Raw genomic sequence first — 24,482 nt, 5'->3', positions numbered from 1 at the left:
AGGGATGTGCGCCCATGCGACGAGTCGTGGCGATCGCCAACGGCAAGGGCGGGGTCGGCAAGACCACCCTGACCGCCGGACTGGCCGGTCAACTGGCGTCGGGCGGCTCCCGGGTGCTGGTGGTGGACACCGATCCGCAGGCCAACCTGGCCCGCGACCTCGGCTACGCCGCCGGTGACGGCAGCAACCTGTCCCTGGCCATCACCCACGGCCTGCCGCTCGAGGTCATCCGCGGCGTCCGGGATCGACTCGACGTGGTCGCCGGCGGGCCCGCCCTGTGGGACGTGGGCCCGGCCTTCACCGCGCGCGGCGCTCGCGGCGCCACCCTGCCCGGACTCAAGCCGGCCCTGGCCAAGGTTGCCCCGGAGAAGAAGGGCGCCGACTACGACGTCGTGCTGGTCGACACCCCGCCCGGGGAGCCGATCCTGCAGGAGCTGGTCTTCGCCGCCGCCGATTTCCTGATCATCCCCACCCGGTCGGACGAGGCCAGCCTGGACGGCCTGGTCGTCGTCGCGCAGCGGTTCGCCGCCGCCCGCGCGGTCAACCCCAAGCTGACCCTGCTGGGCGTCGTCCTGTTCGGGGTCCGCGCGGGCAGCACCCGCATGCAGGCCCGGGTGCGCAGCGCGCTGCAGGAGACCCTGGGCGACGCGGCCCCGGTGTTTCCCACCTCGATCCGCTACCTGGAGAGCGCCGCGGTCGACATGCGCAGCCGTGGCGTGCTGCCGCACGAGCTGACCGAGCTGCACCGTTCGGACACCCGCAAGCGGCTGTCCCGCCTCCGCGAGGGCACGCCCGCGGACGCCGGGGACACCTTGCTCAGCCGGGACTCCTCGGCCGCCGGCCTGGCCGGCGACTACGCGGCCCTGGCCGACGAAGTGCTGGCCGCGATGAAGGCTCGTAAAGGTGGCGCATCGCGCCGGTTGGAGGTCGCCGTATGAACGCCCCGCGCCCGAAACTGGAGGGACTGTTCAACGGCAGCGACACCGCCGAGCCGAAGCTGAGCTGGCTCGGCGCCCCGGCCGCCGAGCCGGAGCCGGCCGCGCCCAGCACACCGGCCGCCCCGACCCCGCAAGCCGCCCCGACCCAGCAGGCCGCCCCGATCGCGCCGGTTCCGCCGGCGCCGCGAGCGCCCGCTCCGGAGCCGGTTGGGCTGTTCGATCCGGTCGCCCTGGCCGAGCGCTACTTCGCGATGCTGCAGGCCCTGCTGGACCTGCAGCGTGACGTCGGCCTGCGGCTGGCCCACCAGGTCGCCGAGCTACCGGGAATGAGCCGGCTGCGCCGCTGAACCGTTCGCGCTCGATGTACGTATCCCCGGGCGGAGTGCTCCTAGATGACGACAGGATGCTCCACCCGATGTCCCCGGCCGACGCCCGACCGATCAGGGTGGAGCACCCCGCCTTCCAGCCCCAACGGGGAGTCGGCGGCCGATGCCCGGCCGCCGTGGCGGCCGGAAGGCGGGTCAGCCGCCCGGCCGCTGCCCGCCGGGCATTCCGCTGCCCATCCCGCCGCCCATCCCGCCCATGCCCCCGGCCGGGGCCTGGCCGGCGGTGAAGGTGCCGACCGAGGTCGCACCGTCGATGCCGCCGCCGGTGGTCAGACCGCCGATCGACTCGCCCTGGACCGATCCGCCGGTGAAGGCCGTGTAGCTGGCCCCGCTGGTGATCTGGGCCGAGGAGTAGACCAGCGACGAGAACGCCTTGCTGGCCGTGAACGAGGCCAGCACGGTGCCGTCCGCGGCGGCGATGTGCACCACCGTGCCGGCCGGTTGCGCCGCGCTGAAGGACACCGCGACCCAACCCTGCGCGGACGAGGCGTCCGGTGCCTCGGCCATGCCGGAACTGCCCGCGGCCAGCAGCACGCCGCCGGTGATGGTGAAGCTGCCGTCGGTGTCCAGCGCCCCGTTCATGTTCTCGGTCGGTCCGTTGACCACGGTGGTGCCGCCGCTGATGGCGATCGACCCGTTGGAGTCCAGGCCGTCGCCGTCGGCGTCGACCACGATGGTCCCGCCGCCGATGGTCAGCTGCGAGCCGGCGTTGATGCCGTCGTCCGCGCTGGTCACCGTTGTCTCGCCGGCCGAGATGGTGATGGTCGCGCCCTCGATGCCCTCGTAGGACTCGGTGACGCCCAGCGTGCCGCCGGCGATGGCCACCTCCCCGTCGGCGTGCACGCCGTCGTCACCGGAGGCCAGGCTCAGCGTGCCGCCGTTGACGGTGACCGACCCGTTGGCATGCACGGCGTCGTCGGCGGCGTCGACGGTGACGGTGCCGCCGTCCACCACCACACTGACCGCGCCCTTGAGGCCCTTGGCCGAGGTGTCGTCGGCGACGCCGGCCGAGTGGCCGCCGCCCGCGGTCACGGCCAGGGTGCCGGCGGAGACCACCACGTCGGTGACCGCATCCAGGCCGTCCCCGGCCGCGGTCACGGTGAGCGAGCCGCCCTCGACCGCGATGTAGCCCTTGGTGGCGTCCTCGTCGTTGTCGGACTTGAGGCCGTCGCCGCCGGCGGTCACGGTGACCGTGCCGCCGGAGACCACCAGGTAATCCTTGCCGCGGATACCGTCGTCGACCGCGCTCACCGCGATCGTGCCGGCGGTGATGGCCAGCCCGTCCTTGCTGGTGATGCCGTCGGCGGCGTTGCCGTGCACCGTCAACGCGCCGCCTCCGGTGATGGTCAGGTCGGCCGTGCTGTACAGGGCCGCGTTCGGGGTGTCGGTGTCGGTGCTGGTGCCGGTCTGGGCATAGGTGCTGGCGTCGGACAGGGTGTTCTGGGTGCCGTCGGCCAGCTGCACCACCACGGACTGGGCGTCGCTGACCAGCAGCGCGGGACCGGTCGAGCTGGTGATCTCGGCGCCGTCCAGGATCAGGGTGACCACGCCGTCGCCGGGCACCTCGACGACCAGCTGGCCGTCGGTCAGGGTGCCGCTGATCCGGTAGGTCCCGGCCGCGGTGATGGTGACCGTGCCCTCGGCCACGGTGACCGCGGCGGAGCTGCTGCTGGCGCCCGTCCCGGACAGGGTGATCGTCTCCTGGGTCTGCCCGGAGGTGTCGGCCACCGGCTCGACGGCGGCGTTCTCGGCCAGCGTCTGGGCGGCGCTCGAGGTCGTGCTGCCGGCGGTGCTCGACGCGGTGCTCGATGCGGTGCTCGAGGTGGTGCCGGCCGTGGTTGCGGCGGTCGAGCAGGCGCCGGTGACCAGGGCCAGGGACAGCACCACGGGCAGCAGGGTCTTGCGATTGAGGAATTTCACGACGGACTCCAGAAGTAGCGGTTCAGGACGCGGTGCCATTTGTGGGCGGGCAATTCGGGGCGCAGCGCGGCCAGGCCGGTGCCGTACTTGGACACCAGGCTGGGGCGGGATCCGTTGCGCCAGAGCAGCTTGTCGGCGGCACAGGCCGGCCCGACGGTCTTGGTCTCGACGATCGACAGGCCGGGCACCGCGATCTCGCGGCCGTCCGGCAGGCTCCACCGCAGGTCGGTGTCCACGGTGACCCGGCTCCGGCTGGCCGGCAGGAACAGGGTGCGCCGGCGGTACCGGGTGATCAACGTGGGCTGCAGGGGCACACCCCAGGTCCCGGGCAGCTGCGCGCCGACCACCACGTGATCGGTGAACTCCCGCCCGGCCCGATCCAGGGTGTCCGGCGAACCCTGGTGCGGTTGGCGCTGTTTGACCGTGTGGCCGCGCCGGTCCCGGGTCTTGACCTCCAACCAGCAGGCCGCCGACCCGGGCGCCGGGTTCAGGTAGGACCGGGTGCGGATCTTGAACCGGCGGCGCCGGCGACGCGCGGCCAGCGTGTAGCAGGCCAGGTCCGGGGTGTCGAAGTAGACCGACTCGTACCCGAAGTCGCGACGGCCGTCGATCTGCAACATCCGGGCCTGCGCGGCCAGGTCGATCAGGACCGGGTCCAACGCCGCCGCCGGCAGGAGGTACTTGCGGTCCACCCGGTCCTGCAGCGCGGCTCGTTCGAGCAGTTCGGGCAGCTCGATGACGTCGAACTCGGGCTCCACAGTGCTTGCCGCGGGGCGGATCTCGGTGATCGTCATCGGGCGACCAGGGTGCGGCCGGCCGCCCCGACCGGGCTGGTCCGCTCGGCCGCCAGCTGGTAGCGGACCTCGACCGTGGTGGTGTCGTTGACCAGGTCCAGCCGCTGCACGACGATCCGGTGCACCCGGGCGCCCAGGGTCTGCTCCAGGTGGGCGATCAGCACGGTCTCGTCGGGGTAGGCCTGATCCAGCACGATCAGCTGGTGCCGGTAGCGCCGCAGCAGGCGCGGATGGTCGCCGACGACCATCACCACGACGATCATCGCCATCAGCGTGAGCGTCACCCAGTCCGGGGTGGGGGACAGGCCGGCCAGCAGGCCGAGCGCGAGAGCCGAGAAATAGTAGGCAACTTCGTGCTGCTCCAACTCGGTGGAGCGCAGCCGGATGATCGAGAGCACGCCGAACAGGCCCAGCCCGACGCCGGCCGCGACCGCGGTCGTGGACAGCACGCTGGCCACCGCCAGCACGCCGATATTGACGACCAGGAACGCGACCACCAGGTCGCGGCGCCGGTGTCGCGGGAAATACAGGGCAAAGACGAGCAGGCTGATGGCCAGCCAGTCGGCGGCGAAAATCGCAAGCTGCGACACGGAATCCTCCAGGTGAACGGGTGATGACGTCGATGCAAACGCCCGAAGCTGTGTGCCGGCCGTGCGCCGGCCCAGAAGCCGCCACGCATGGGACGATGCGGTGGTGCGCACCTCGACCGCCGAGCTCCGGGACGGGTTGCCCGCGCCGTTGGTCCGCGATCTCGAGCGCTACCGGACGTTCCTGTCGGCCGAACGCAACCGGTCGCCCGCCACCGTCACCGCCTACCTGGCCGACCTGGTCTCGCTGCTGGACCACCTGGGCCGGATGACCGGGGACCGGCCGGCGGAGCTGACCGACCTCACCCTGCCGGTGCTGCGCAGCTGGCTGGCCCGGCAGCGGACCACCGGCGCCGCCCGCGCGACGCTGGCCCGGCGGGCCGCCGCGGCCCGCTCGTTCTGCGCCTGGGCCCATCGCACCGGCCGGCTGCCGCAGGACGTCGGCGCCCGGCTGGCCGCGCCGCGGGCGGACAAGACGCTGCCGGCGGTGCTGCGCGCCGATCAGGCCCACCAGATGCTCGACGCTCCGGCGGTCTCCGCCCCGGACCAGTCGCCGGACACCGGCACCGGCACCGGCACTGGCACTGGCACCAGCGCCGTCGAGCAGGCCATGGCCCGGCGCGACCAGGCGATCCTGGAACTGCTCTACGCCTCCGGGATCCGGGTGTCCGAGCTGACCGGGCTGAACCTGGACGCGATCGATCGGCACCGACGGGTCATCCGGGTGCTGGGCAAGGGCAACAAGCAGCGGACCGTGCCATTCGGGCTGCCCGCCGACCGGGCCCTGGGGGACTGGCTGGATCGGGGGCGACCGGTGCTGGCCGACGACGAGTCGGGCGCCGCGGTGTTCCTGGGCCGGCGGGGCCGGCGGATCGACCCGCGGGCGGTGCGCACCCTCGTGCACCGGCGCACCGCCGCCGTCGACGGGGCTCCGGAGATCGCCCCGCACGGCCTGCGGCACACCGCGGCCACCCACCTGCTGGAGGGCGGCGCGGACCTGCGGACCGTGCAGGAGCTGCTCGGCCACGCCAGCCTGGCCACCACGCAGATCTACACCCACGTGTCCACCGAGCGGCTGGCCGCGATCTACCGGCAGGCTCATCCGCGGGCGTGAGTCAGCCGTCCCACGGCCACAACCGCACCGCCCAGGGCCGCAGCAGGGCCAGCGGGTCCAGGTAGGTCCCGTCCGGCAGCCGGGCGCCCCAGTGCAGGCAACTCGCCGGGGCGCAGCCGGGGTGACCGGCCTGCAGGGTGCCGATCGGCTGCCCCGCGGCGACCGGCGATCCGGCGGCGACCGAGGCCGTCACCGGCTCGTAGGTGGTGCGCAGACCGCCCTCGTGCTCGACCGAGATCACCCCGCGGCCGGCCAGCTCGCCGGCGAACACCACCCGCCCGGCCCCGGCCGCGGCGACCACCACGCCGGCGGCGGCACCCAGGTCGACCCCGCGATGGCCGGCGCCGTACCGGGTGGGGGGCGGCGCGAACGCGGTGAGCACCAGCGGCGGCCCGGGGATCGGCAGCACGAACCCGGTGGCAGCGGGCACGGCAGCGGGGACCGGGACGGCCGGCGGGGCCGGGCCGACCCCGGCCAGCAGCACGACCAGCGCGAACAACCGCAGTCCACCCATCCGGCCAGCCTGGCGGCTCGGGCCGGCGGCCGGGTCACGAACCGCGCGAATGTGGACAGCTGGTGGCATGGGGATAACCCGTAGCCGGGTAGGAACTGGTGCCGGTGTGGGTGGCCCCGGCGGCCCCCTCGATCGGCTACCCTGGTCAGGCAGCCCGCCACCGGTGGGCTGACTTCGCACGCCTTGCTGCCAATCGGGACGCAGTCCATCCCACTCGGCCCGCGGCGCATCGAGGTCCTCGGTCACGGCTGACGCCGGGTCCAGGGCGGTGCGTCCGGAAGGCGTCAGGGCCTCGAGTCACCCGACTCGCGGCGACAACCGAACCCCGCGTTCGCGTGCCCGGAATCGGGCGCGAACGCCGCCTCAGGAAGGACGGCCCATGGCTGTCGTGACCATGCGCCAGATGCTGGACGCTGGTGTCCACTTCGGACACCAGACCCGGCGCTGGAACCCGAAGATGAAGCGGTTCATCTTCACCGAGCGCAACGGCATCTACATCATCGACCTGCAGCAGACCCTGCAGTACGTCGACCGCGCGTTCGAGTTCGTGAAGGAGACCGTCGCCCACGGCGGCACCATCCTGTTCGTCGGCACCAAGCGGCAGGCCCAGGAGGCCATCGCCGAGCAGGCGACCCGGGTCAACATGCCGTACGTCAACCAGCGTTGGCTCGGTGGCATGCTCACCAACTTCCAGACCGTGCACAAGCGGCTGCAGCGCCTCAAGGATCTCGAGGCCATGGAGACCAGCGGCGAGTTCGAGGGGCGCACCAAGAAAGAGGTGCTGCTGCTCACCCGCGAGAAGGACAAGCTGGCCAAGACCCTGGGCGGCATCCGCGACATGGCCAAGGTCCCCTCGGCCGTGTGGATCGTGGACACCAAGAAGGAGCACATCGCCGTCGGCGAGGCGCGCAAGCTCAACATCCCCGTCGTCGCGGTGCTGGACACCAACTGCGACCCGGACGAGGTCGACTACCCGGTCCCGGGTAACGACGACGCGATCCGCTCGGCCGCGCTGCTGACCAAGGTGATCGCCGAGGCGGTCGCTGCCGGTCTGATCGCCCGCAGCGGTGGCGCCGCCGGTGGCACCCAGGAGGAGCCGCTGGCCGAGTGGGAGCGCGAGCTGCTGGCTGCCAGTGAGCAGCCGGTCGCCACCACCGCTGACGCCGCCGCCCCCGAGGCTGTGCCGGCCGCTGAGGTTGCGCCGGCCGCCGAGGCCGCGCCGACCGTCGAGGCCGCCCCGGCCGACGAGCCGGCGACCGCCGAAGCCTGATCGAGCCGGGCCGGGGCGCGGACCCTCATCGTCCGCGCCCGGGCCCGACCCGTCCCCGTCCCTCGACGCATTCGAGTACATCCCGTCGCGACCAGTACCTCGCGACCAGCACAGACAAGGAACACCGCCGACATGGCTATCAGCGCGGCTGATGTCAAGCGGCTCCGGGAGCTCACCGGCGCCGGCATGATGGACTGCAAGAAGGCTCTGGAGGAGTCCGACGGCGACTTCGACAAGGCTGTCGAATTCCTGCGCATCAAGGGTGCGAAGGACATCGGCAAGCGGGCCGAGCGCACGACGGCCAACGGCCTGGTGGCCGCGGTCGGCGGCGCGCTGATCGAGCTCGACTGCGAGACCGACTTCGTCGCCAAGAACGCCGAGTTCCAGGACCTGGGGGAGCGGATCGTCAACGTCGCCGCCACCCTGGACGCCGGCATCACCGTCGACGCCGTCCTGGCCGCCGCGCTGGGCACCGGCACGGTCGAGGACGAGATCAACGCGCTCTCGGCCAAGATGGGCGAGAAGGTCGAGCTGCGCCGCGTCGTCAAGTACGACGGCGCCACCACCGTCTACCTGCACAAGCGGTCGGCCGACCTGCCGCCGGCCATCGGCGTGCTGGTCGCCTACGAAGGCTCGTCGGAGGAGGCCGCGGAGGCCGCCCGGGGTGCCGCGATGCAGATCGCCTCGCTCAAGGCCCGCTACGTCTCCCGCGACGCCATCCCGGCCGACGTGATCGACAGCGAGCGGCGCATCGCCGAGGCCACCGCCCGCGAGGAGGGCAAGCCGGAGGCGGCCCTGCCCAAGATCGTCGAGGGTCGGGTCAACGGCTTCTTCAAGGAGGCCGTGCTCACCGAGCAGGCGTCCGTGCTGGACTCCAAGAAGACCGTCGGAGCGCTGCTGTCCGCGGCCGGGGTCACGGTGACCGCGTTCACCCGCTTCGAGGTCGGCACCGCCTGATGCCGCAGGTGCAGCCGCGGCGCCCGTTCCGTCGGGTCGTGCTCAAGCTGGGCGGCGAGATGTTCGGCGGCGGCGACGTCGGGGTCGACCCCGACGTCGTCTCCACCGTGGCCGAACAGATCGCCGAGGTCGTCGCCGAGGGCATCCAGGTGGCCGTCGTCATCGGCGGCGGCAACTTCTTCCGGGGCGCCCAGCTGCACGAACGCGGGATGGACCGGGCTCGCGCCGACTACATGGGCATGCTCGGCACGGTGATGAACTGCCTCGCGCTGCAGGACTTCCTGGAGCGCGAGCACCACCTGGACACCCGGGTGCAGACCGCCATCACCATGGGGCAGGTCGCCGAGCCCTACATCCCGCGGCGGGCCGAACGGCACCTGGAAAAGGGTCGGGTGGTCATCTTCGGGGCCGGAGTGGGCATGCCCTACTTCTCCACCGACACCACCGCCGCCCAGCGGGCGCTGGAGATCGGCGCCGAGGCGGTGCTGATGGCCAAGGCCGTCGACGGCGTCTACGACATGGATCCGCGCCGGTTCCCGGACGCGACCATGTTCCACGAGATCACGCACCGCGAGGTGCTGGAAAAGGGCCTGCAGGTCGCCGACGCGACCGCTTTCAGCCTCTGCATGGACAACGACATGCCGATCATCGTGTTCAACCTGCTGACCGACGGCAATATCGGTAAAGCTGTGCGTGGGGCAACCATCGGCACCCTGGTGTACACACCCCCTCGCCAGGAGAACCGGACGCAGCGGGAAGGGCACGGCGAATGATCGACGAGGAACTCTTCGACGCCGAAGAGAAGATGGAGAAGGCGGTGAGCGTGGCCAAGGACGACCTGGCCACGCTCCGCACCGGCCGGGCCAACCCCAATATGTTCGGCCGCATCCAGGTCGACTACTACGGCGCGCCGACGCCGATCACCCAGATGGCGGCGATCAACATCCCGGAGGCGCGGATGGCGGTCATCAAGCCGTACGACTCCAGCCAGCTGCACGCCGTCGAGAAGGCGATCCGGGACTCGGACCTGGGCGTCAACCCGACCACCGACGGCATCGTCATCCGCGTCGTGTTCCCGCAGCTCACCGAGCAGCGGCGGCGCGAACTGGGCAAGACCGCCCGGTCCAAGGGCGAGGACGCCAAGGTCTCGATCCGCAACATCCGGCGCAAGTGCACGCAGGTGCTGGACAAGCTGGTCAAGGACGGCGAGGTCGGCGAGGACGACGTCACCCGCGCCGAGAAGGAACTGCAGCAGATCACCGACCGCTACACCAGCCAGGTGGATGAGATGGTCAAGCACAAGGAAGCCGAGCTGCTCGAAGTCTGATGGCAGCCCAGAGTGGATCGCGCGCCGGCCGCAACCTGCCGATGGCGATCGGCGTGGGTGTCGGTCTGGGCGGCATCGCCCTGCTGTCGCTGCTGACCTACCGGATCACCTTCCTGATCGTGATCGCCGCGGCGGTCGCGGTGTCGGTGTGGGAGCTGCAGGGCACCTTGTTGCGGGCCCGCGGTCTGCGGATCAGCTGGATCCCGGTGGCCGCCGGGTCGGTGGCCACGATGGCCCTGGCCTGGCCTTACGGTCCGGCCGCCCTGGGCATCGGGATCGCCGCCACCACCCTGCTGTGCATGGTGTGGCGGTTCCGGCTGGGCGCCGATGGCTATCTGGCCGACCTGTCGGCGTCGGTGTTCGTCACCGTCTACATCGGCCTGTTCGCCGGCTTCGCCACCCTGATGCTGGTGCCCGCCGACGGCGCCCAGCGCATCCTGACCTTCCTGATCCTGGTGGTGGCCAATGATGTCGGCGGCTACGCCGCCGGCGTGCTGGCCGGTAAACACCCGATGGCGCCGACCATCTCGCCCAAGAAGTCTTGGGAGGGCTTCGGCGGGTCGCTGGCCGCCTGCATGCTGGCCGGTGCGCTGTGCGTCTGGCTGCTGCTGGGTGGGCACTGGTGGGTCGGGCTGCTGCTCGGCGTCGCCATCGCCGTCACCGCCACCGTCGGCGACCTGACCGAGTCGCTGATCAAGCGGGACCTCGGGGTCAAGGACATGGGCACCCTGCTACCCGGGCACGGCGGCCTGATGGACCGGATGGATTCGCTGCTGCCCTCCGCCGTGGTGACCTGGGCGTTGCTGACCGTGCTGGTGCCGACCCTGGCATGATCGGGGGCGTGACCCCGCCGGTGGTGTTGTTGCACGCCTTCCCGCTCGACTCCCGGATGTTCGACGCAATCCGGCCGGCGGTGGCCGCCCGTACCCGCCTGCTGACGCCCGATCTGCGTGGCTTCGGCGCCGGCCCCCCGCTCGGCGCGGCCGCCCCCGATCTCACCGTCCTCGCCGATGACGTGCTGGCCGAGCTGGACGCGGCCGGCATCGACCGGGCGATCGTCGGGGGCGTGTCCATGGGTGGGTACATCGCGTTGAACCTGCTGCGGCGGCATCCCGATCGGATCGCCGGGCTGGTGCTGGCCGACACCCGCAGCGGGGCCGACGACGACGCCGCCCGGCAACGCCGCCGCACGGCCGCCGAGCGCGCCGACCGGGGCGAGATCGCCGCCGGGCCGGACGCGATCGCGCCGCTGGTGGCCGCGGGCACCTCCGACCTGATCCGGGTGCAACTGGCGGCGATCGCCGGGGCGGTGCCGGCGGCCACCATCGCCTGGGGCCAGCGGGCCATGGCCGCCCGGCCGGACTCGACCGCGGCCCTGGCCGTGATCACCGTTCCCGTGCTGGTCGTGGTCGGCGACCAGGACGCGGTCACCCCGCCGGAGGTGGCCCGGCAGCTGGCGGCGACCGCGCCGGAGGCCGAACTGGTCGAACTGGCCGGTTCCGGGCACCTGACCCCGGCCGAGGATGCGGTCGGTTTCGCCGACGCCCTGATCGGGTGGCTGAGCCGGCGGTTCTGAACGATTCTGCGCGCCTGGCCGCCGGCGGCGCAGCCGGAACTGTCGCGGGCCTGTGGCAGGGTGGACGGCATGGGGAATCCGAACACCGTCGGTGACGAATCATGGCCGCCTGCGACGACATTGACACCACAACCGCCGTTGACGCCGGGGGCGCTCCCGGCCTATCCGGGGGCCCAGGAGCTGGCGGCCGCCACCCGCGGCCAGGCCCTGGTGCTGCGCGGGCTGACCAAGGCATTCGGGCCGCGCGTCGCCGTCGATCACATCGACCTGGACGTCCCGGTCGGATCGTTCTTCGGCCTGGTCGGCCCGAACGGCGCCGGCAAGACCACCACGCTGTCGATGGTCACCGGGCTGCTGCGACCGGACTCGGGCCGGGTCCTGGTCTCCGGCGTGGACGTGTGGACCGATCCGGCCGCGGCCAAGGCCCGGATGGGTGTGCTGCCCGACGGGCTGCGACTGTTCGAGCGGCTGTCCGGGCCCGAGCTGCTCAGCTACCTGGGGCGGCTGCGCGGCATGCCGTTGGAGGTGGTCAAGCAGCGCTCGGCCGAGCTGATCCGGGTGCTCGACCTGGACGATGCCGGCAACAAGCTGGTCGCCGACTACTCCACCGGGATGCGCAAGAAGATCACCCTGGCCGCCGCGCTGCTGCACTCGCCGGCCCTGCTGCTGCTGGACGAGCCGCTGGAGGCCGTTGATCCGGTGTCGGCGCGGATCATCCGCACCGTGCTGACCCAGTACACCCACGCCGGTGGCACGGTGGTGTTCTCCTCGCACGTGATGGCTCTGGTCGAGGGGTTGTGCACGCACGTCGCGGTGATGGGCGGCGGGCGCATCATCGCCGCCGGGGAGATCGCCGCGGTCCGCGGGGACGCGGCCAGCCTGGACGACGCCTTCATGCATCTGGTCGGTGCGCCCGAGATGCAGGAGGGGGGTCTGTCGTGGTTGGGGTCTTCGCAAGCCTGAAATGGCACCTGGTCACCAGCCGGTTGCGCGCCGCCAGCGGCGCCAAGAAGGTCTGGATGGCCATCGGGTTCGCCGTGCTGGGCATCCTGCTGCTGCTGATCGCGTTCGGCCTGGGCACGCTCCGGCTGGTGCCGGTGGACGCCGTCCCGGTGATGGTGACCCTGCTGACGTTGCAGCTGGTCGGCTGGATGCTCACCCCGCTGGTGGCCTTCGGTGTGGACGAAACGGTGGACCCGCAGCGATTCGCGCTGCTGCCGCTGCGCCCGCAGACCCTGCAGGTGGGCCTGCTGGTCACCTCGTTGATCGGGTACCTGCCGCTGGCCAACATCATCGTCCTGCTGGGGGTGGCGGTGGCCCTGAGCGTGCCGTGGTCCCTGTTGCCGGTGGCGCTGGCCTGCATGGTCGTGCAGCTGCTGCTGTGCGTGGTGCTGTCCAGAGCCGCCTCCACCTCGATGTCGGCGCTGATGAGCAGCCGCCGCGGCCGGGATCTGGGGATGGCCGTCGGGCTGGGCGTCTTCGTGCTCTACATGCTGTTCGTGGTGTTCGTGAACAACCCGACCGCGAGTTCCTCGGCCAACGGCAACGCCATCCGCGGCGGGGTACTCGGAGTTGCCGAGATCCTGCAATGGACCCCGCCCGGCGCCCTGGCCACGCTGCCGGCGTTGGTCGACGCCGGCCAGTGGGGCCGAGCCGCGCTGGCCGCGGTGATCGCGCTGGCCGGACTGGGTCTGGCCTGGTGGTGGTGGGCGGTGGCGCTGCGGCGCAATCTGACCACCGTGCCGTCCTCGACCGAAGGGTCCGCGCCGTCGCACGGGGCCGAGGGCACTGCGGTCGCGGTCGGGGTGATCGGCACGATGAAGGTGGTCGCCGGGCGCGACCGGCTGCTCGCGTGGCGCGACCCGATGCGCCGGATGCCCTGGCTGATGGTGATCATCCTGACCATCGCCTGGCCGTTCGTCGTGGTCCGCGGGTCGGGGGCCATCTTCGCGGTGGCGCTGGGCGCCCTGCTGTGTGGTGCGCAGGCCGGAAACCAGTACGGCGTCGAAGGTTCCGGGCTGTGGCTGCACCTGCAGACGGTGACCGACCGGATGCGGGCCCGCGGTGAGGTGCTCGGCCACGCGCTGGTCGCGATCGTGCCCGGGGTGCTCATCGTGCTCGTCGGCATCGCCGTGCAGGCGATTGCCCACGACGATCTCGCCCAGGTGCCGGCCGCGGTCGGGGTGTGTCTGGCCGCCCTGCTCGGGGCGGTCGCGGTCTCCTGCTACATGTCCGCGGCCATGCCGTACGCCCAGCCGCAGAGCCGCAAGTCAATGTTCGCCTCCAGCGTGCCGGGGCAGAAGGGTCGCACCGCGGCGGCCAGCTTCGGCTTCCTGCTCGGCGGGATCGTGGTCGCGCTGCCGGCGGTGATCTGCCTGGTGCTGTCCCTGCTGGTCGCGCCGGTGTGGGGATGGGTCGCGCTGGTCGTCGGCCCGCTGGTCGGCGGGCTCGCCTTGCTGATCTCGGTGCGGCTGACCGCCGACAAGTTCCTCGTCAGCGCCCCGGAGATCTTCGAGATCGTTCGGGCGGGGGACCGGGTCTAGTAGTTCCGTTTCCGGTACACCAACACCGGCACACCAACACCGGCACACCAACACCGGCACACCAACACCACTGCCCCGGAGCCAATGGCTCCGGGGCAGTGGTGTCGGTGCTGATCGACGCAGCGGGTCAGCGGCCCATGGCCCGGTCGGCGAAGGCCCGCAGGCCCGTCCGCTGCGGCTGGCCCGCCTCACCGGACTCGTCGTCCACGGTGCCGGCCTCCACCCGGGCGAAGGTGTCGGTGTCGGAGTCGTGGAACTGCGGCGAGGGCTCGGGGCGGTCGAAGTCGGCCGCCAGCGCGGACAGCTTGTCGTCGGTCGACTCGGCCACCGACCCGGCGGCGGCATCGGGCCCGTCGGCGGAGCCGGACTCGGCCCGGTCCTCGGCCGGGGCGGGCACGGTGACCTCACGCTGCTGCGCCCGCAGTGACTCGACGGTCACCTCGTCCCACGGTCCGGATTCCTGGTCGTAACCGGCCGGGAGTCCGGTCGGTCGCTGATCGGGATCGGCCGGGAAGTCGGCGGTCACCGGGCGGTTGGCCTCGGCGGCCGGCGGATCGAGCAGGGCCGGCCCGGAGGCCGCCAGCTTGTCCACCTGGCTCAGGTGCTCGCGCAGCGACGCGAGCTGGTCCAGGACGTGCTCACGCAGCGAGGTCAGGTCGCCGACCGCCTGATCGGCCTCGGCCACCCGCTGGTGGGACTGCGCGGCCGCCCGCCGCACCAGCTCCGCGGCGTGCGCGGTCGCCTCGGCGACCAGGCGCTCGGACTCGGCGGTGGCATCGGCGATCCGCTGCTTGGCGTCGGCGACCGACAGTTCCTCACGTTCGGTGAGCCGCTGATGCGCCTCGGCCCGGCGGGAGCTGATCGCGATCTCGAAGTCCTCCTCGACCGCGGCGCGGCGGGCGGAACTCTCGGCGTCCAGCCGCTCGCGCTCGGCCTTGGCCGTCGCGGTCAGCCGCTCGGCCTCGTCCCGGGCCGCGCCGAGGGTCTGCGCGGCCTCGGTCCGGGCGGCCAGCAGGGTCTGCTCGGACTCGGTCCGGGCCGCGGTCAGGGTGGCCAGGGACTCGTCCCGGGCCGCGGTCAGCGTCGCCCGGGATTCCGCCGACGCCTCGCTGACCAGCCGTTCGGCCTCGGCGGTGGCCGAGGACAGGGCGGCCTGCGATTCCTGGCGGGCGCTGGAGCGGGTCTGTTCGGCCTCGTTGGTCGCCTCGGCCAGCAGGTCGCGCACCTGGTCGGCCAGCTGGCGGCGGGTGCGTTCGCGCTCGAGGTCGAACGCCTCCCGCTCGGCCGAGGTCTGGGCGCTCATGTCGGCGGCCGCGGCCCGCATCTTGTCCGCGTCGGTGTTGGCCCGCGCCCGGATCTCGGCCGCTTCCTCCTCGGCCAGCCGGATCATGCGCTGCATCCGGTTGGACAGGCCGGTCATCGAGACGGGTTCCCGGGCCATGTTGTCCAGCTGGGCGCGCAGCTCGTCGGCCTGCCGGGTGGTCGCCTCCAGCTGCGCCGACACCTCGGACAGGCGCTGGTTGGTCGCGTCGCTGTTGGCGGTCGCGATCCGGAGGTCGTACTCGAGTCGCTCCAGATGCGCGGTCACCTGGTCGGGGGCGAAGCCGCGCCGGACGAGGTCAAAAGGAATCTGGGCCGGCAGCCACTCGTTCGTGCTCATTTCACCATCGTTCCACTCGGGTGCGCCGACTCCGCGGAAGCAGCGCCCGGTGCGTCGTGGCCGGAATGCATGACCGGGGCCGGTTGCACCAGCTCCACCAGTACCCCGCCGGTGTCCTTGGGATGTAGGAAATTGATCGCCGACCCCGCGGTGCCCACCCGCGGCTCGTCGTACAGGGTGCGGACCCCGGCCGCGCGGGCCGCCTGCGCCGCCACCTGCACATCAGGCACCCGCAGCGCGAGCTGCTGCAGTCCGGGCCCGTTGCGGTCCAGGAATTTCGCGATCGTGGAGTCCGGGCCCAGCGGGGCGAGCAGCTGCACCTGGGCGCCGGGGCCGAACTCGATCATCGCCTCCTGCACCCCCTGGGCCGGGTTGGTCTCCCGGTGGGCGAGCCGGCCGCCGAGGGTGTCGGTGTAGAAGGCGATGGCCGCGTCCAGGTCGGGGACGGCGATGCCGACGTGGTCGATCGCGGACGGCTGCACAGGCATGCCCTACGGTAGCTCCCATGCATGACGGGCCCGCTTCCGGCGCGGGTCGGATCGAGGAACTGATCGCCGCTGCCGCCCGCGGCTCGGTGCGCGCCACGGCCCGGCTGATCACCCTGATCGAGTCGGGCGAGGATCGGGCCGCCGCGGTGTCCGCGGCGCTGGTCGGACGGCCGCGCCGGGCCCGGTTGCTGGGCGTCACCGGGCCGCCGGGGGTGGGCAAATCCACCCTGGTCACCGCGTTCATCGGCCGCTACCGGGCCCGCGGGGCCCGGGTCGCGGTGCTGGCCGTCGATCCGTCCAGCCCGTTCTCCGGCGGTGCGCTGCTCGGCGACCGGGTCCGGATGGGCGAGCACAGCACCGACCCGGGCGTCTACATCCGCTCGATGTCCAGCCGCGGCGAGCTCGGGGGGCTGTCGGCGGCGACCGCCGGGGCGGCCGACCTGCTCGCGGCCGTCGGGTTCGACGTCGTCATCGTCGAGACCGTCGGGGTCGGGCAGAACGAGGTCGCCGTGCTGCGCCTGGCCGACACCGTGCTGCTGGTGTTGGCGCCCGGCCTGGGCGACGGGGTGCAGGCGGCCAAGGCCGGCATCCTGGAGATTGCCGACGTGCTGGTGGTGAACAAGGCCGATCGGGACGGGGTGGCCACCACCGTGCGCGATCTGAGGTCGATGATCGCCCTGGGCCGGTCGGGTCAGGCCGGCGGCGCCGCCTGGCGAGTGCCGGTGCTGACCACCATCGCCGCCGGCTCGCCGGCGGGAGGCGGCCCGGTCGGGTTGGACGAGCTGGTCGCCGCGGTCGACGCCCACCGCGAGCATCTGGCGGAGCATCCCGGCCCGCAGCGGCGGGCGGTGCGCCGGGCCCAGGCCGCGGTCGAGGCGATCGCGCTGCGCCGGCTGCAGGAGTCGTTGCACGCCCCGGCCGGCCGCGATCTGCTGGCCGCGGCGGCCGCGCAGGTGGCCGACGGAACGGTCGACCCGCACGCGGCCGCCGCCCGGGTATTGCGGATGCTGACCACCGGCGGCTGACTCGATCGCCCGGCCGCTGTACCGTCGGCGGCATGGCGCACACGATCACCACGGAGCACGTGGTCAAACGCTATGGGTCGGTCGCGGCGGTCGACGACGTCTCGCTCGCGGTGGGGGAGGGCGAGTTCTTCGGCATCCTCGGGCCGAACGGGGCGGGCAAGACCACCCTGGTCGAGATGATGGAGGGGCTGCGGCAACCCGATTCGGGCACGATCACCCTGCTCGGCCAGCCGGTCTGGCCCCGCAACACCGCGTTGCTGGGCCGGATGGGGGTGCAGCTGCAGGGTTCGGCCTTCTTCGAGCGGCTGACCGCCCGGGAGCAGCTGGCCACCTTCGGCTCGCTGTACGGCATGCCGGCGGCCCGGGTCGACGAGATGCTCGAGCTGGTCGGCCTGACCGACAAGGCCTCGACCCGGGCCGAGAAGCTCTCCGGCGGGCAGGCCCAACGGCTGTCCATCGCCTGCTCGCTGGTGCACGACCCGGACGTGGTCTTCCTGGACGAGCCGTCGGCGGCCCTGGACCCGCAGGCCCGGCGCAACCTGTGGGACGTGCTGCGGGCGATCAACGAGCGCGGCAAGACGGTCGTGCTGACCACCCACTACATGGACGAGGCGGAGATCCTCTGCGACCGGGTGGCGATCATGGACGGCGGCAAGGTGCTGCAGCTGGGCCCGCCGGCCGACCTGGTCCGCGACCTGGACGCGCCGGTCCGCATCTCGGTGGAGGCCGCGGCGTTGGGTCAGCAGCAGGCGGCGGGCCTGGAGGGAGTCGAGTCGGTGTCCGGCGACACCGGCTCCACCGTCATCTCCACCCGGCGGCCGGCCCCGGTGCTGCAGGCCCTGGCCGGGATGGACGCGCTGGCCGGCCTGCAGGTCCGCGGCGCCACCCTGGAGGACGTCTTCCTGCAGCTCACCGGACGGGAGTACCGCGCATGAGCCAGACCAACACCACCAAGACCGCCGCGCCGCAGCCCTCCGCCGCGCCCGCGGTCGCCGCGCGGCCCTCCGGCTGGGGCGGTTTCGTCAGCCTGTCCACGGCGATGTTCAAGGGCTTCTACCGGGACTGGCTCAGCGTCAGCTTCTCGGTGCTGTTCCCGCTGTTCTTCATCGTCATCTTCGGCACGGTCTTCAGCGGCGGTTCGTCGTCGGCGCCCAAGGTCATCGAGGTCGGCGACGTCGCGGTGATCGATTCGCTGCCCGAGCCGGCCCGGGCCGCCCTGGAGCAGGCCGTGGCCATCACTCCGGGCACCGACCTGGCCGCCGCGCTCGACGAGGTCCGCAAGGGCGACGCCGGCGCGGCCATCGAACAGCAGGGCGACACGCTGATCGTGCACTACTCCTCGGCCGACCAGGTCACCGCCGCCTCGGTGCAGGGCATCTTCAACGCCTTCGTCAACGAGGCCAACATCAGCGCGTCCGGGGTGCCGCCGACCTACACGCTGCAGACCCAGCAGGTCGAGGACGAATCACTCAAACCCATCCAGTTCATCGCCCCGGGCATGATCGGCTACGGCATCGCCATCGGCGCGGTGTTCGGCGCGGCCATGACGCTGATCACCTGGCGGGAGAAGAAGCTGCTGCGGCGGCTGCGGCTGGCGCCGGTGTCCACGGCGACCGTGGTGACCTCCCGGGTGGTGGTCTCGGTGGCGGTGGCCCTGGCCCAGCTGGTGCTGTTCGTGGGGATCTCGGTGCTGCCGTTCCTGGGCCTGCAGCTCTCCGGCGCCTGGTACATGGCGTTCCCGCTGGTGATCGCCGGCACTCTGGCGTTCCTGGCCATCGGCCTGTTCGTCGGCTCGGTGGCCAAGACGGTCGAGGGTGGCAGCGGCCTGGCCAACCTGATCACCCTGCCGATGGCGTTCCTGTCCGGCGCGTTCGTGCCGTTGGAGTCGGCGCCGGCCTGGCTGGCCACCATCGGGCGCTTCCTGCCGATGACCTACCTGGTCGAGGGCATGAAGGACGTCATGGTACGCGGTGAGGGACCGCAGGCGGCCCTGCTGCCGATCGGCATCCTGCTGCTGTTTGCGGCCGTCGTGACGTTCATCGCCACCCGGTTCTTCCGCTGGGACGCGGCCTGACCGGAAGCCGGCGCGTCGGGCGGCCGGCTCAGGCGAAGTCGCCGGCCGCCTGGCGGACCTTGGTCAACAGCACCGACAGCTGTTCCAGTTCCGGCGCGTCCAGTCCGACGAAGCCGAACTCGGCGTGGGTGACCGCCTCGGTCGCCGCGGTCAGCCGGGTGCGGCCGGCGTCGGTCAGCTCGACCAGGGTCGTCCGCCGGTCCGACGGGTGCGGCAGCCGGCGGGCCAGGCCGTCGGCCTCCAGCCGGTCCACGATGTTGGTGATCGAGGTCGGGTGCAGCTGCAGGCGTTCGCCCATCATCCGCATCGGCAGCGATCCGCGGCGGGAGAAGGACAGCAGCACCAGCGCCTCGTAGCGGGCGAAGGTCAGGCCATGCGGCTTGAGGGCGTCGTCGACGGAGGCCTGCAGGATCTGCTGCACCCGCATGATGTTGGTGACCGCGGACATCGCCGTGCTCGGCCCGATCCGTTCGGACCACGTCTGCGCCGCCTTGGCGATCGGGTCGAAGGGCAGTGCCGGGGCCGTCACGTTGGAGCTCATGGCTTGCACCGTAGCAACCTGCCGCGCGCGGTGAATGGTAGGGAGTCCGACTATTGGATATCCTGTCTTGTATGGACAAGCAGCAGGGTCGGCAGCGGTGGGCGCAGCGGTTCGCCGCCGCGCAGGAGGCCGGGCGGGTGCGGGACGCGGACTACACGACGCTGTCCGGGATGAGTGTCGACCCGGTCTACGGGCCGGCCCCGGGTGACGTGGTGCAGGACTTCGAGCGGATCGGCTGGCCCGGCGAGTTCCCGTTCACCCGTGGCCTGCACGCCACCGGCTACCGCGGCAAGCCGTGGACGATCCGGCAGTTCGCCGGCTTCGGCAACGCCATGGACACCAACCGCCGGTACCAGATGATCCTGGCCGAGGGCGGCAACGGCCTGTCGGTGGCCTTCGACATGCCCACCCTGATGGGCCGGGACTCCGACGACCCGCGGGCGCTGGGTGAGGTCGGCCACTGCGGCGTCGCGATCGACTCGGCCGCCGATATGGACGTGCTCTTCGACGGCATCGACCTGGGTTCGGTCACCACGTCGATGACCATCTCCGGACCCGCGGTGCCGGTCTTCTGCATGTACCTGGTCGCCGCAGAAAGGCAAGGCACGAGCGTCGACAAGCTCAACGGCACCCTGCAGACCGACATCTTCAAGGAGTACATCGCGCAGAAGGAGTGGATCTTCCCGCCGGCCCCGCATCTGCGGCTGATCGGCGATCTGATGGAGTTCTGCACCGAGCAGATGCCCGACTACAAACCGCTGTCGGTGTCCGGCTACCACATCCGCGAGGCCGGCTCCACGGCCGCGCAGGAGCTGGCGTACACCCTGGCCGACGGGTTCGGCTACGTCGAACTGGGCCGCTCCCGGGGGTTGGACGTGAACGCGTTCGCACCCGGGCTGAGCTTCTTCTTCGACGCCCACATCGACTTCTTCGAGGAGATCGCCAAGTTCCGGGCGGCCCGGCGGATCTGGGCCCGTTGGATGCGGGATGTTTATGGCGCCACCGATCCTCGGGCCCAGTGGCTGCGGTTCCACACCCAGACGGCCGGGGTGTCGCTGACCGCGCAGCAGCCGGACAACAACGTGACCCGGACCGCGATCGAGGCCCTGGCCGCGGTGCTGGGCGGGACGAACTCGTTGCACACCAACGCGTTGGACGAGGTGCTGGCCCTGCCCACCGAACACTCCGCGCAGATCGCGCTGCGCACCCAGCAGGTGATCATGGACGAGACCGGGGTGGTCAACGTGGCCGACCCGCTCGGGGGCAGCTGGTACGTCGAGGCGCTCACCGACCGGATGGAGGCCGAGGCCGAACGGATCTTCACCCGGATCCGTGACCTGGCCGCGCTGGCCGTGCCCTCCGGGCAGCACCCCATCGGTGAGATGACCAGCGGCATCCTGCGCGGCATCGACGACGGCTACTTCACCGGCGAGATCGCCGACGCCGCGTTCGCCTACTCCAACGCGGTGGAGAAGGGCGACAAGAAGGTGGTCGGGGTCAATACCCTGACCGGCGGCGTCGGGGACGAGCTGAAGATCCTGCGGATCTCGGCCGAGGTCGAGCAGCAGCAGAACGCGCTGCTACGGCGGCGGCGCAGTGCCCGGGACGGCGCCGCGGTGCAGCAGGCGCTGGATCGCCTGGTCGCGGCCGCCCGCGGCACGCAGAACATGGTGCCGCTGATGCTGGACGCGGTCCGGGCCGAGGCCACCCTGGGCGAGATCTGCGACGTGCTGCGCGCCGAATGGGGCGTGCACACCGAGCCGGCGCGGATCTGACCGGACCAGGCCGGGCCGGGCCAGCTGGCCGGGGCCGGCGTGTGAAGATGGATCCATGACCCGCCCCACCCCCCGACCGCAGCCGCCGGCGGCGATGAGCGCCGCGTTCGCCGGCGCGGTCGACCTGTCCGCCCTCAAGAGCCGGGCGGCCGGCCCGGCCGGACCCGGCGCCGCCGGACCCGCGGCTCCCGGGGCACCTGCCGGTGCCCCCGCGGCCGGGACGGGGGAGCCCTCGCCCTACATCGTCGACGTCGACGAGCCCACGTTCGGCAGCCTGGTCCAGGCCTCCACCCAGCTGCCGATCATCCTGAACTTCGAGGCCGCCTGGGCCGAACCGAGCCTGGCGCTCTCGGCCGCCCTGAGCAAGCTGGCGGCGGCCGGCGGCGGGGCCTGGATCCTGGGTCGGGTCGATGTCGACGCCAACCCGCGGATCGCCCAGGCCCTGCAGGTGCAGACGCTGCCGTTGGCGGTCGTCCTGGTGCAGGGTCAGCCGGCCGCCGAGGTGCCCGGGGTCGCGTCCGAACCGCAGCTGCGGCAGTGGATCGCCTCGCTGCTCGATCAGCTGCGCGAGCACCTGCCGGGCATCGCCCAGGCCGAGGCCCGGCTGGCCGCCGAGGGTGGCGGCGCGCAGGAGGAGCCGGAGCCCGAGGATCCGCGGTTCGTCGCCGCGGAGGAGGCGCTGGCCGAAGGGGACTACGCGGCCGCCGAACTGGCCTACCAGCAGATCCTGGCGGTGGAGCCGGCCAACGCCGAGGCCAAGGCGGCGCTGGCCCAGGTCGGTCTGCTCGCCCGGGTGGACAGCCTGCCGCCGGATGCGATCGCCGCCGCGGATGCCGCGCCCGACGACGTCGAGCTGCAGAAGGGCGCCGCCGACGCCGAGTTGGCCGCGGGGCAGGCCGGGGCGGCCTTCGCTCGACTGATCGCCACGGTTCGCCGGACCGCCGGGGACGAGCGGACCGCCGCCCGCGAGCACCTGGTCGAGCTGTTCGGCCTGTTCGCGCCGGACGATCCCGAAGTGATCAAGGCCCGGCGCGCACTGGCCGCCGCCCTGTACTGACAGCGCCGCGCGGTCCTGACCCAGTGCCGTCCTGATCAAAGAGTGCGCGCCGCCGGTCGCCGGGCTGCCAGACTGCCCGGGTGAATCCCGGCTCCCTGATCGCCTTCGGCGGTCTGTGCCTGCTACTGGCGCTCACGCCCGGACCGGACGTGCTGCTCTCGATCCGGTACGGCGCCCGCCGCCGGCGCGACGGTCTGGCCGTGGCGCTGGGCTCCGCCGCGGGCGGCATCGGCTGGGCCGTGCTGGTGGCCGTCGGCCTGGCGGCCGTGATCGAGCAGTCCGCCGAGGCCTACCGGGTGGTTCGCTTCGCCGGGGGGTGCTACCTGCTGTACCTGGGGGTCACCCAGCTGATGGCCTCTCGCCGTCGGCCGGTCCAGCCCCAGCCCGTCCGGTCGGACCGCGAGCGGCGGCGGGCCGGGCCGTTCCTGGCCGGCCTCGGATCGTGCCTGCTCAATCCCAAGGTCGGTCTGTTCTTCCTGGCCGTGGTGCCGCAGTTCCTACCCGCCGGCGGATCGGTCGGGCCGGCGGCGCTGATGCTGGGGGCGATCGACGCCGCGGTCGCCCTGGCCTATCTGTCAGGGGTCGTGCTGATCACCGCCAAGGTGGTCGGGGTGCTGGCCCGCATCGAGCGGGTCTGCGGAGCGGTGCTGGCCGCGCTGGGTATCGGCACCGCGGCCCAGGCCGTCGCGGCCAGGTCCTGATCCAGCTACGCGTTCGAAAACCGTTCTTGACCTGCGGATACAGTCTGGACTGTGGCCTGGTGATCGGCTAGAATCGAACGTATGTCGAACCAGGAGCAGATCGCCGCGGTGGTCGCGATGCTGGCGGTGATGGAGTCGGTGTCCGATGACGAGCGGATCGTTTTGGTGGGGGAGCTGGAGGGGCTCAAGGCGGTCGCGGCGGCGGCGCAGGCCCGGTTCACTGATGCGTTTGCGGTCTCGCAGCGGGCCTGGCTGCTCAAGGCGGGGTGCACGTCGGGGGAGGCGGGCCGGTCGATCACCGGGCAGGTGGGGTTGGCCCGGCGGGACAGTTCGCACAAGGGCAGCCGGCATGTGGGGTTGGCGGCGGCGTTGGTGCGGGAGATGCCTCGGGTGCTGGAGGTGTTGGGTCGGGGGGAGACCAGTGAGTGGCGGTGCACGGTGATCGCGCGGGAAACGGCGCATCTGTCGCCGGCGGACCGCGCGCGGATCGACGAGGCGATCGCGGGGGAGTTGCCGGGGTGGGGTGATGCCCGCACGGAGCGGGAGGTGCGGGCGTGGGTGCATCGGTTGGACGCGCAGGGTGCGGCGGCGCGGGCGGCGAAGACGGCGGTGGATCGGCGGGTCAGTATCCGGCCGGCGCCGGACTGTATGGCGTATGTGACGGCGCTGCTGCCGATGGCGCAGGGGGTGGCGGTGTTCGGGGCGTTGCATCGGGCGGCGCTGGCCGGGGCGGTCGACCCCGAGGAGCATCGGAGCAAGGGTCAGATCATGGCTGATGAGCTGGTGCGGCGGGTGCTGACTCCGGGTGCGGGCGCAGCGGAGGTGCCGGGTATCGAGCTGCATGTGGTGATGACCGACCGGACCCTGCTCGATGGTGATGAGGAGCCGGCGCAGGTCGTCGGGTACGGGCCGGTGCCGGCGCCGGTGGCCCGGGATCTGGTCCGCGCCGACAGTACGACCAGGGTGTGGGTGCGGCGGTTGTATACGAACCCGAAGACGGGGGAGTTGGCCGGGACCGACGCCCGGAAACGGGATTTCCCCGACGTGGTTCGCCAGTTTTTCTTGGTGCGGGATCAGTGGTGCCGTACCCCGTGGTGTGGGGCGCCGATCCGTCATGTCGATCATGCGGTGGCGGTCGCCAAGGGTGGGGCGAGCGATCTGCGGAACGGGAACGGGCGGTGTGCCCGGTGCAACCTGACCAAGGACCTACCGGGGTGGGTGAGTGTGCTGCGGGA

General features: G+C 72.2%; 24 protein-coding genes and 1 pseudogene. 18 read left to right on the top strand and 7 right to left on the bottom strand.

Going from position 1 to position 24,482, the window contains the following annotated elements:
• Positions 1 to 14 precede the first annotated feature (14 nt).
• Both NAMU_RS15410 and NAMU_RS30255 read left to right on the top strand, forming a co-directional pair.
• Positions 15 to 938 carry a ParA family protein gene (locus NAMU_RS15410; RefSeq protein ID WP_015748321.1) on the top strand — a complete coding sequence of 308 codons (924 nt, stop codon included), beginning with the start codon at positions 15 to 17 and terminating at the stop codon, positions 936 to 938.
• Positions 935 to 1,285, top strand: a complete 351-nt coding sequence (locus NAMU_RS30255; RefSeq protein WP_015748320.1) for a hypothetical protein — start codon at positions 935 to 937, stop codon at positions 1,283 to 1,285. The genes NAMU_RS15410 and NAMU_RS30255 overlap by 4 nt, the downstream gene beginning before the upstream one ends.
• A gap of 174 nt (positions 1,286 to 1,459) precedes the next feature.
• On the opposite strand, the gene NAMU_RS15400 is transcribed toward NAMU_RS30255, so the two are convergent.
• Genes NAMU_RS15400 through NAMU_RS15390 form a run of 3 tightly spaced genes read right to left on the bottom strand, consistent with a single transcriptional unit; the run spans position 1,460 to position 4,628 of the window.
• Positions 1,460 to 3,244 (bottom strand): carbohydrate-binding domain-containing protein, encoded by a 1,785-nt coding sequence (locus NAMU_RS15400; RefSeq protein ID WP_015748319.1) that lies wholly within the window; start codon positions 3,242 to 3,244, stop codon positions 1,460 to 1,462.
• Entirely contained in the window at positions 3,241 to 4,038 is a 798-nt protein-coding gene (locus tag NAMU_RS15395; RefSeq protein WP_015748318.1) for a polyphosphate polymerase domain-containing protein, read from the bottom strand. The genes NAMU_RS15400 and NAMU_RS15395 overlap by 4 nt, the downstream gene beginning before the upstream one ends.
• Positions 4,035 to 4,628, bottom strand: a complete 594-nt coding sequence (locus NAMU_RS15390) for a DUF4956 domain-containing protein (RefSeq protein WP_015748317.1) — start codon at positions 4,626 to 4,628, stop codon at positions 4,035 to 4,037. The genes NAMU_RS15395 and NAMU_RS15390 overlap by 4 nt, the downstream gene beginning before the upstream one ends.
• A gap of 100 nt (positions 4,629 to 4,728) precedes the next feature.
• Between NAMU_RS15390 and NAMU_RS15385 the strand changes: the two genes are divergently transcribed.
• Positions 4,729 to 5,739, top strand: coding sequence for a tyrosine recombinase XerC (locus NAMU_RS15385; protein ID WP_015748316.1), 1,011 nt, complete (start codon positions 4,729 to 4,731; stop codon positions 5,737 to 5,739).
• A 1-nt stretch (position 5,740) separates the two neighbouring features.
• Here the strand turns inward: NAMU_RS15385 and NAMU_RS15380 are convergent, their stop codons facing one another.
• Positions 5,741 to 6,253 carry a M23 family metallopeptidase gene (locus NAMU_RS15380; protein WP_015748315.1) on the bottom strand — a complete coding sequence of 171 codons (513 nt, stop codon included), beginning with the start codon at positions 6,251 to 6,253 and terminating at the stop codon, positions 5,741 to 5,743.
• A 379-nt stretch (positions 6,254 to 6,632) separates the two neighbouring features.
• On the opposite strand from NAMU_RS15380, the gene rpsB reads away from it, so the two are divergent.
• From rpsB to NAMU_RS15340, 8 genes are all read left to right on the top strand, one after another.
• Complete coding sequence (gene rpsB, locus NAMU_RS15375; RefSeq protein WP_015748314.1) at positions 6,633 to 7,523, top strand: 30S ribosomal protein S2; 891 nt, start codon at positions 6,633 to 6,635, stop codon at positions 7,521 to 7,523.
• 132 nt (positions 7,524 to 7,655) lie between these two features.
• A complete protein-coding gene (tsf, locus tag NAMU_RS15370; protein ID WP_015748313.1) occupies positions 7,656 to 8,480 on the top strand; it encodes a translation elongation factor Ts in 825 nt (274 codons plus the stop codon).
• Entirely contained in the window at positions 8,480 to 9,253 is a 774-nt protein-coding gene (pyrH, locus tag NAMU_RS15365; protein WP_015748312.1) for a UMP kinase, read from the top strand. The genes tsf and pyrH overlap by 1 nt, the downstream gene beginning before the upstream one ends.
• Positions 9,250 to 9,807 (top strand): ribosome recycling factor, encoded by a 558-nt coding sequence (frr, locus tag NAMU_RS15360; protein ID WP_015748311.1) that lies wholly within the window; start codon positions 9,250 to 9,252, stop codon positions 9,805 to 9,807. The genes pyrH and frr overlap by 4 nt, the downstream gene beginning before the upstream one ends.
• Positions 9,807 to 10,640: a phosphatidate cytidylyltransferase gene (locus NAMU_RS15355; protein ID WP_015748310.1), complete on the top strand. Its 834-nt coding sequence runs from the start codon at positions 9,807 to 9,809 to the stop codon at positions 10,638 to 10,640. Before frr ends, NAMU_RS15355 begins: the two co-directional genes overlap by 1 nt.
• An 8-nt stretch (positions 10,641 to 10,648) precedes the next feature.
• Positions 10,649 to 11,383, top strand: coding sequence for an alpha/beta fold hydrolase (locus tag NAMU_RS15350; protein ID WP_217180427.1), 735 nt, complete (start codon positions 10,649 to 10,651; stop codon positions 11,381 to 11,383).
• 69 nt (positions 11,384 to 11,452) lie between these two features.
• Positions 11,453 to 12,346 carry an ABC transporter ATP-binding protein gene (locus NAMU_RS15345; RefSeq protein ID WP_015748308.1) on the top strand — a complete coding sequence of 298 codons (894 nt, stop codon included), beginning with the start codon at positions 11,453 to 11,455 and terminating at the stop codon, positions 12,344 to 12,346.
• Positions 12,322 to 13,926, top strand: a complete 1,605-nt coding sequence (locus NAMU_RS15340; protein WP_015748307.1) for a hypothetical protein — start codon at positions 12,322 to 12,324, stop codon at positions 13,924 to 13,926. The genes NAMU_RS15345 and NAMU_RS15340 overlap by 25 nt, the downstream gene beginning before the upstream one ends.
• A gap of 127 nt (positions 13,927 to 14,053) precedes the next feature.
• Here NAMU_RS15340 and NAMU_RS15335 read toward each other — a convergent pair whose 3' ends face one another.
• Both NAMU_RS15335 and mce read right to left on the bottom strand, forming a co-directional pair.
• On the bottom strand, positions 14,054 to 15,586 hold the full coding sequence (locus NAMU_RS15335; RefSeq protein WP_015748306.1) for a coiled-coil domain-containing protein: 1,533 nt from the start codon (positions 15,584 to 15,586) through the stop codon (positions 14,054 to 14,056).
• On the bottom strand, positions 15,583 to 16,074 hold the full coding sequence (gene mce, locus NAMU_RS15330; protein ID WP_015748305.1) for a methylmalonyl-CoA epimerase: 492 nt from the start codon (positions 16,072 to 16,074) through the stop codon (positions 15,583 to 15,585). Before mce ends, NAMU_RS15335 begins: the two co-directional genes overlap by 4 nt.
• Positions 16,075 to 16,091: 17 nt before the next feature.
• On the opposite strand from mce, the gene meaB reads away from it, so the two are divergent.
• Genes meaB through NAMU_RS15315 form a run of 3 tightly spaced genes read left to right on the top strand, consistent with a single transcriptional unit; the run spans position 16,092 to position 19,173 of the window.
• Positions 16,092 to 17,099 carry a methylmalonyl Co-A mutase-associated GTPase MeaB gene (meaB, locus tag NAMU_RS15325; RefSeq protein WP_015748304.1) on the top strand — a complete coding sequence of 336 codons (1,008 nt, stop codon included), beginning with the start codon at positions 16,092 to 16,094 and terminating at the stop codon, positions 17,097 to 17,099.
• Between the two features lie 32 nt (positions 17,100 to 17,131).
• Positions 17,132 to 18,034: an ABC transporter ATP-binding protein gene (locus NAMU_RS15320; RefSeq protein WP_015748303.1), complete on the top strand. Its 903-nt coding sequence runs from the start codon at positions 17,132 to 17,134 to the stop codon at positions 18,032 to 18,034.
• Positions 18,031 to 19,173: an ABC transporter permease gene (locus NAMU_RS15315; RefSeq protein ID WP_138180238.1), complete on the top strand. Its 1,143-nt coding sequence runs from the start codon at positions 18,031 to 18,033 to the stop codon at positions 19,171 to 19,173. The genes NAMU_RS15320 and NAMU_RS15315 overlap by 4 nt, the downstream gene beginning before the upstream one ends.
• Before the next feature lie 28 nt (positions 19,174 to 19,201).
• Here the strand turns inward: NAMU_RS15315 and NAMU_RS15310 are convergent, their stop codons facing one another.
• Positions 19,202 to 19,714: a MarR family winged helix-turn-helix transcriptional regulator gene (locus tag NAMU_RS15310; RefSeq protein ID WP_015748301.1), complete on the bottom strand. Its 513-nt coding sequence runs from the start codon at positions 19,712 to 19,714 to the stop codon at positions 19,202 to 19,204.
• A gap of 71 nt (positions 19,715 to 19,785) precedes the next feature.
• Between NAMU_RS15310 and NAMU_RS15305 the strand changes: the two genes are divergently transcribed.
• The 4 genes and pseudogenes from NAMU_RS15305 to NAMU_RS31080 form a co-directional block, all read left to right on the top strand.
• Complete coding sequence (locus NAMU_RS15305) at positions 19,786 to 21,489, top strand: acyl-CoA mutase large subunit family protein (protein ID WP_015748300.1); 1,704 nt, start codon at positions 19,786 to 19,788, stop codon at positions 21,487 to 21,489.
• A 55-nt stretch (positions 21,490 to 21,544) separates the two neighbouring features.
• Positions 21,545 to 22,546 carry a tetratricopeptide repeat protein gene (locus tag NAMU_RS15300; RefSeq protein ID WP_015748299.1) on the top strand — a complete coding sequence of 334 codons (1,002 nt, stop codon included), beginning with the start codon at positions 21,545 to 21,547 and terminating at the stop codon, positions 22,544 to 22,546.
• 80 nt (positions 22,547 to 22,626) lie between these two features.
• Positions 22,627 to 23,247, top strand: a complete 621-nt coding sequence (locus NAMU_RS15295) for a LysE family translocator (RefSeq protein ID WP_015748298.1) — start codon at positions 22,627 to 22,629, stop codon at positions 23,245 to 23,247.
• Between the two features lie 81 nt (positions 23,248 to 23,328).
• Positions 23,329 to 24,216, top strand: a pseudogene (locus NAMU_RS31080) (DUF222 domain-containing protein); the annotation flags it as partial.
• Positions 24,217 to 24,482 lie beyond the last annotated feature (266 nt).

Origin of the sequence: Nakamurella multipartita DSM 44233 (genome assembly GCF_000024365.1) — a bacterium.
Taxonomy (GTDB): Bacteria; Actinomycetota; Actinomycetes; order Mycobacteriales; family Nakamurellaceae; genus Nakamurella; species Nakamurella multipartita.
Note: the sequence above shows the minus strand (reverse complement) of the source record. Positions and strands in the feature narration are given on the sequence as shown.

Bases quoted from the DNA above. Each gene is read 5' to 3' on its own strand.
- NAMU_RS15310 (WP_015748301.1), bottom strand. From the start codon at position 19,714: ATGAGCTCCAACGTGACGGCCCCGGCACTGCCCTTCGACCCGATCGCC.
- rpsB (WP_015748314.1), top strand. From the start codon at position 6,633: ATGGCTGTCGTGACCATGCGCCAGATGCTGGACGCTGGTGTCCACTTC.
- NAMU_RS15300 (WP_015748299.1), top strand. From the start codon at position 21,545: ATGACCCGCCCCACCCCCCGACCGCAGCCGCCGGCGGCGATGAGCGCC.
- NAMU_RS15345 (WP_015748308.1), top strand. From the start codon at position 11,453: ATGGGGAATCCGAACACCGTCGGTGACGAATCATGGCCGCCTGCGACG.
- NAMU_RS15395 (WP_015748318.1), bottom strand. From the start codon at position 4,038: ATGACGATCACCGAGATCCGCCCCGCGGCAAGCACTGTGGAGCCCGAG.
- mce (WP_015748305.1), bottom strand. From the start codon at position 16,074: ATGCCTGTGCAGCCGTCCGCGATCGACCACGTCGGCATCGCCGTCCCC.
- tsf (WP_015748313.1), top strand. From the start codon at position 7,656: ATGGCTATCAGCGCGGCTGATGTCAAGCGGCTCCGGGAGCTCACCGGC.
- NAMU_RS30255 (WP_015748320.1), top strand. From the start codon at position 935: ATGAACGCCCCGCGCCCGAAACTGGAGGGACTGTTCAACGGCAGCGAC.
- NAMU_RS15305 (WP_015748300.1), top strand. From the start codon at position 19,786: ATGGACAAGCAGCAGGGTCGGCAGCGGTGGGCGCAGCGGTTCGCCGCC.
- frr (WP_015748311.1), top strand. From the start codon at position 9,250: ATGATCGACGAGGAACTCTTCGACGCCGAAGAGAAGATGGAGAAGGCG.
- NAMU_RS15355 (WP_015748310.1), top strand. From the start codon at position 9,807: ATGGCAGCCCAGAGTGGATCGCGCGCCGGCCGCAACCTGCCGATGGCG.
- NAMU_RS15315 (WP_138180238.1), top strand. From the start codon at position 18,031: ATGAGCCAGACCAACACCACCAAGACCGCCGCGCCGCAGCCCTCCGCC.
- NAMU_RS15410 (WP_015748321.1), top strand. From the start codon at position 15: ATGCGACGAGTCGTGGCGATCGCCAACGGCAAGGGCGGGGTCGGCAAG.
- NAMU_RS15335 (WP_015748306.1), bottom strand. From the start codon at position 15,586: ATGAGCACGAACGAGTGGCTGCCGGCCCAGATTCCTTTTGACCTCGTC.
- NAMU_RS15320 (WP_015748303.1), top strand. From the start codon at position 17,132: ATGGCGCACACGATCACCACGGAGCACGTGGTCAAACGCTATGGGTCG.
- NAMU_RS15380 (WP_015748315.1), bottom strand. From the start codon at position 6,253: ATGGGTGGACTGCGGTTGTTCGCGCTGGTCGTGCTGCTGGCCGGGGTC.
- meaB (WP_015748304.1), top strand. From the start codon at position 16,092: ATGCATGACGGGCCCGCTTCCGGCGCGGGTCGGATCGAGGAACTGATC.
- pyrH (WP_015748312.1), top strand. From the start codon at position 8,480: ATGCCGCAGGTGCAGCCGCGGCGCCCGTTCCGTCGGGTCGTGCTCAAG.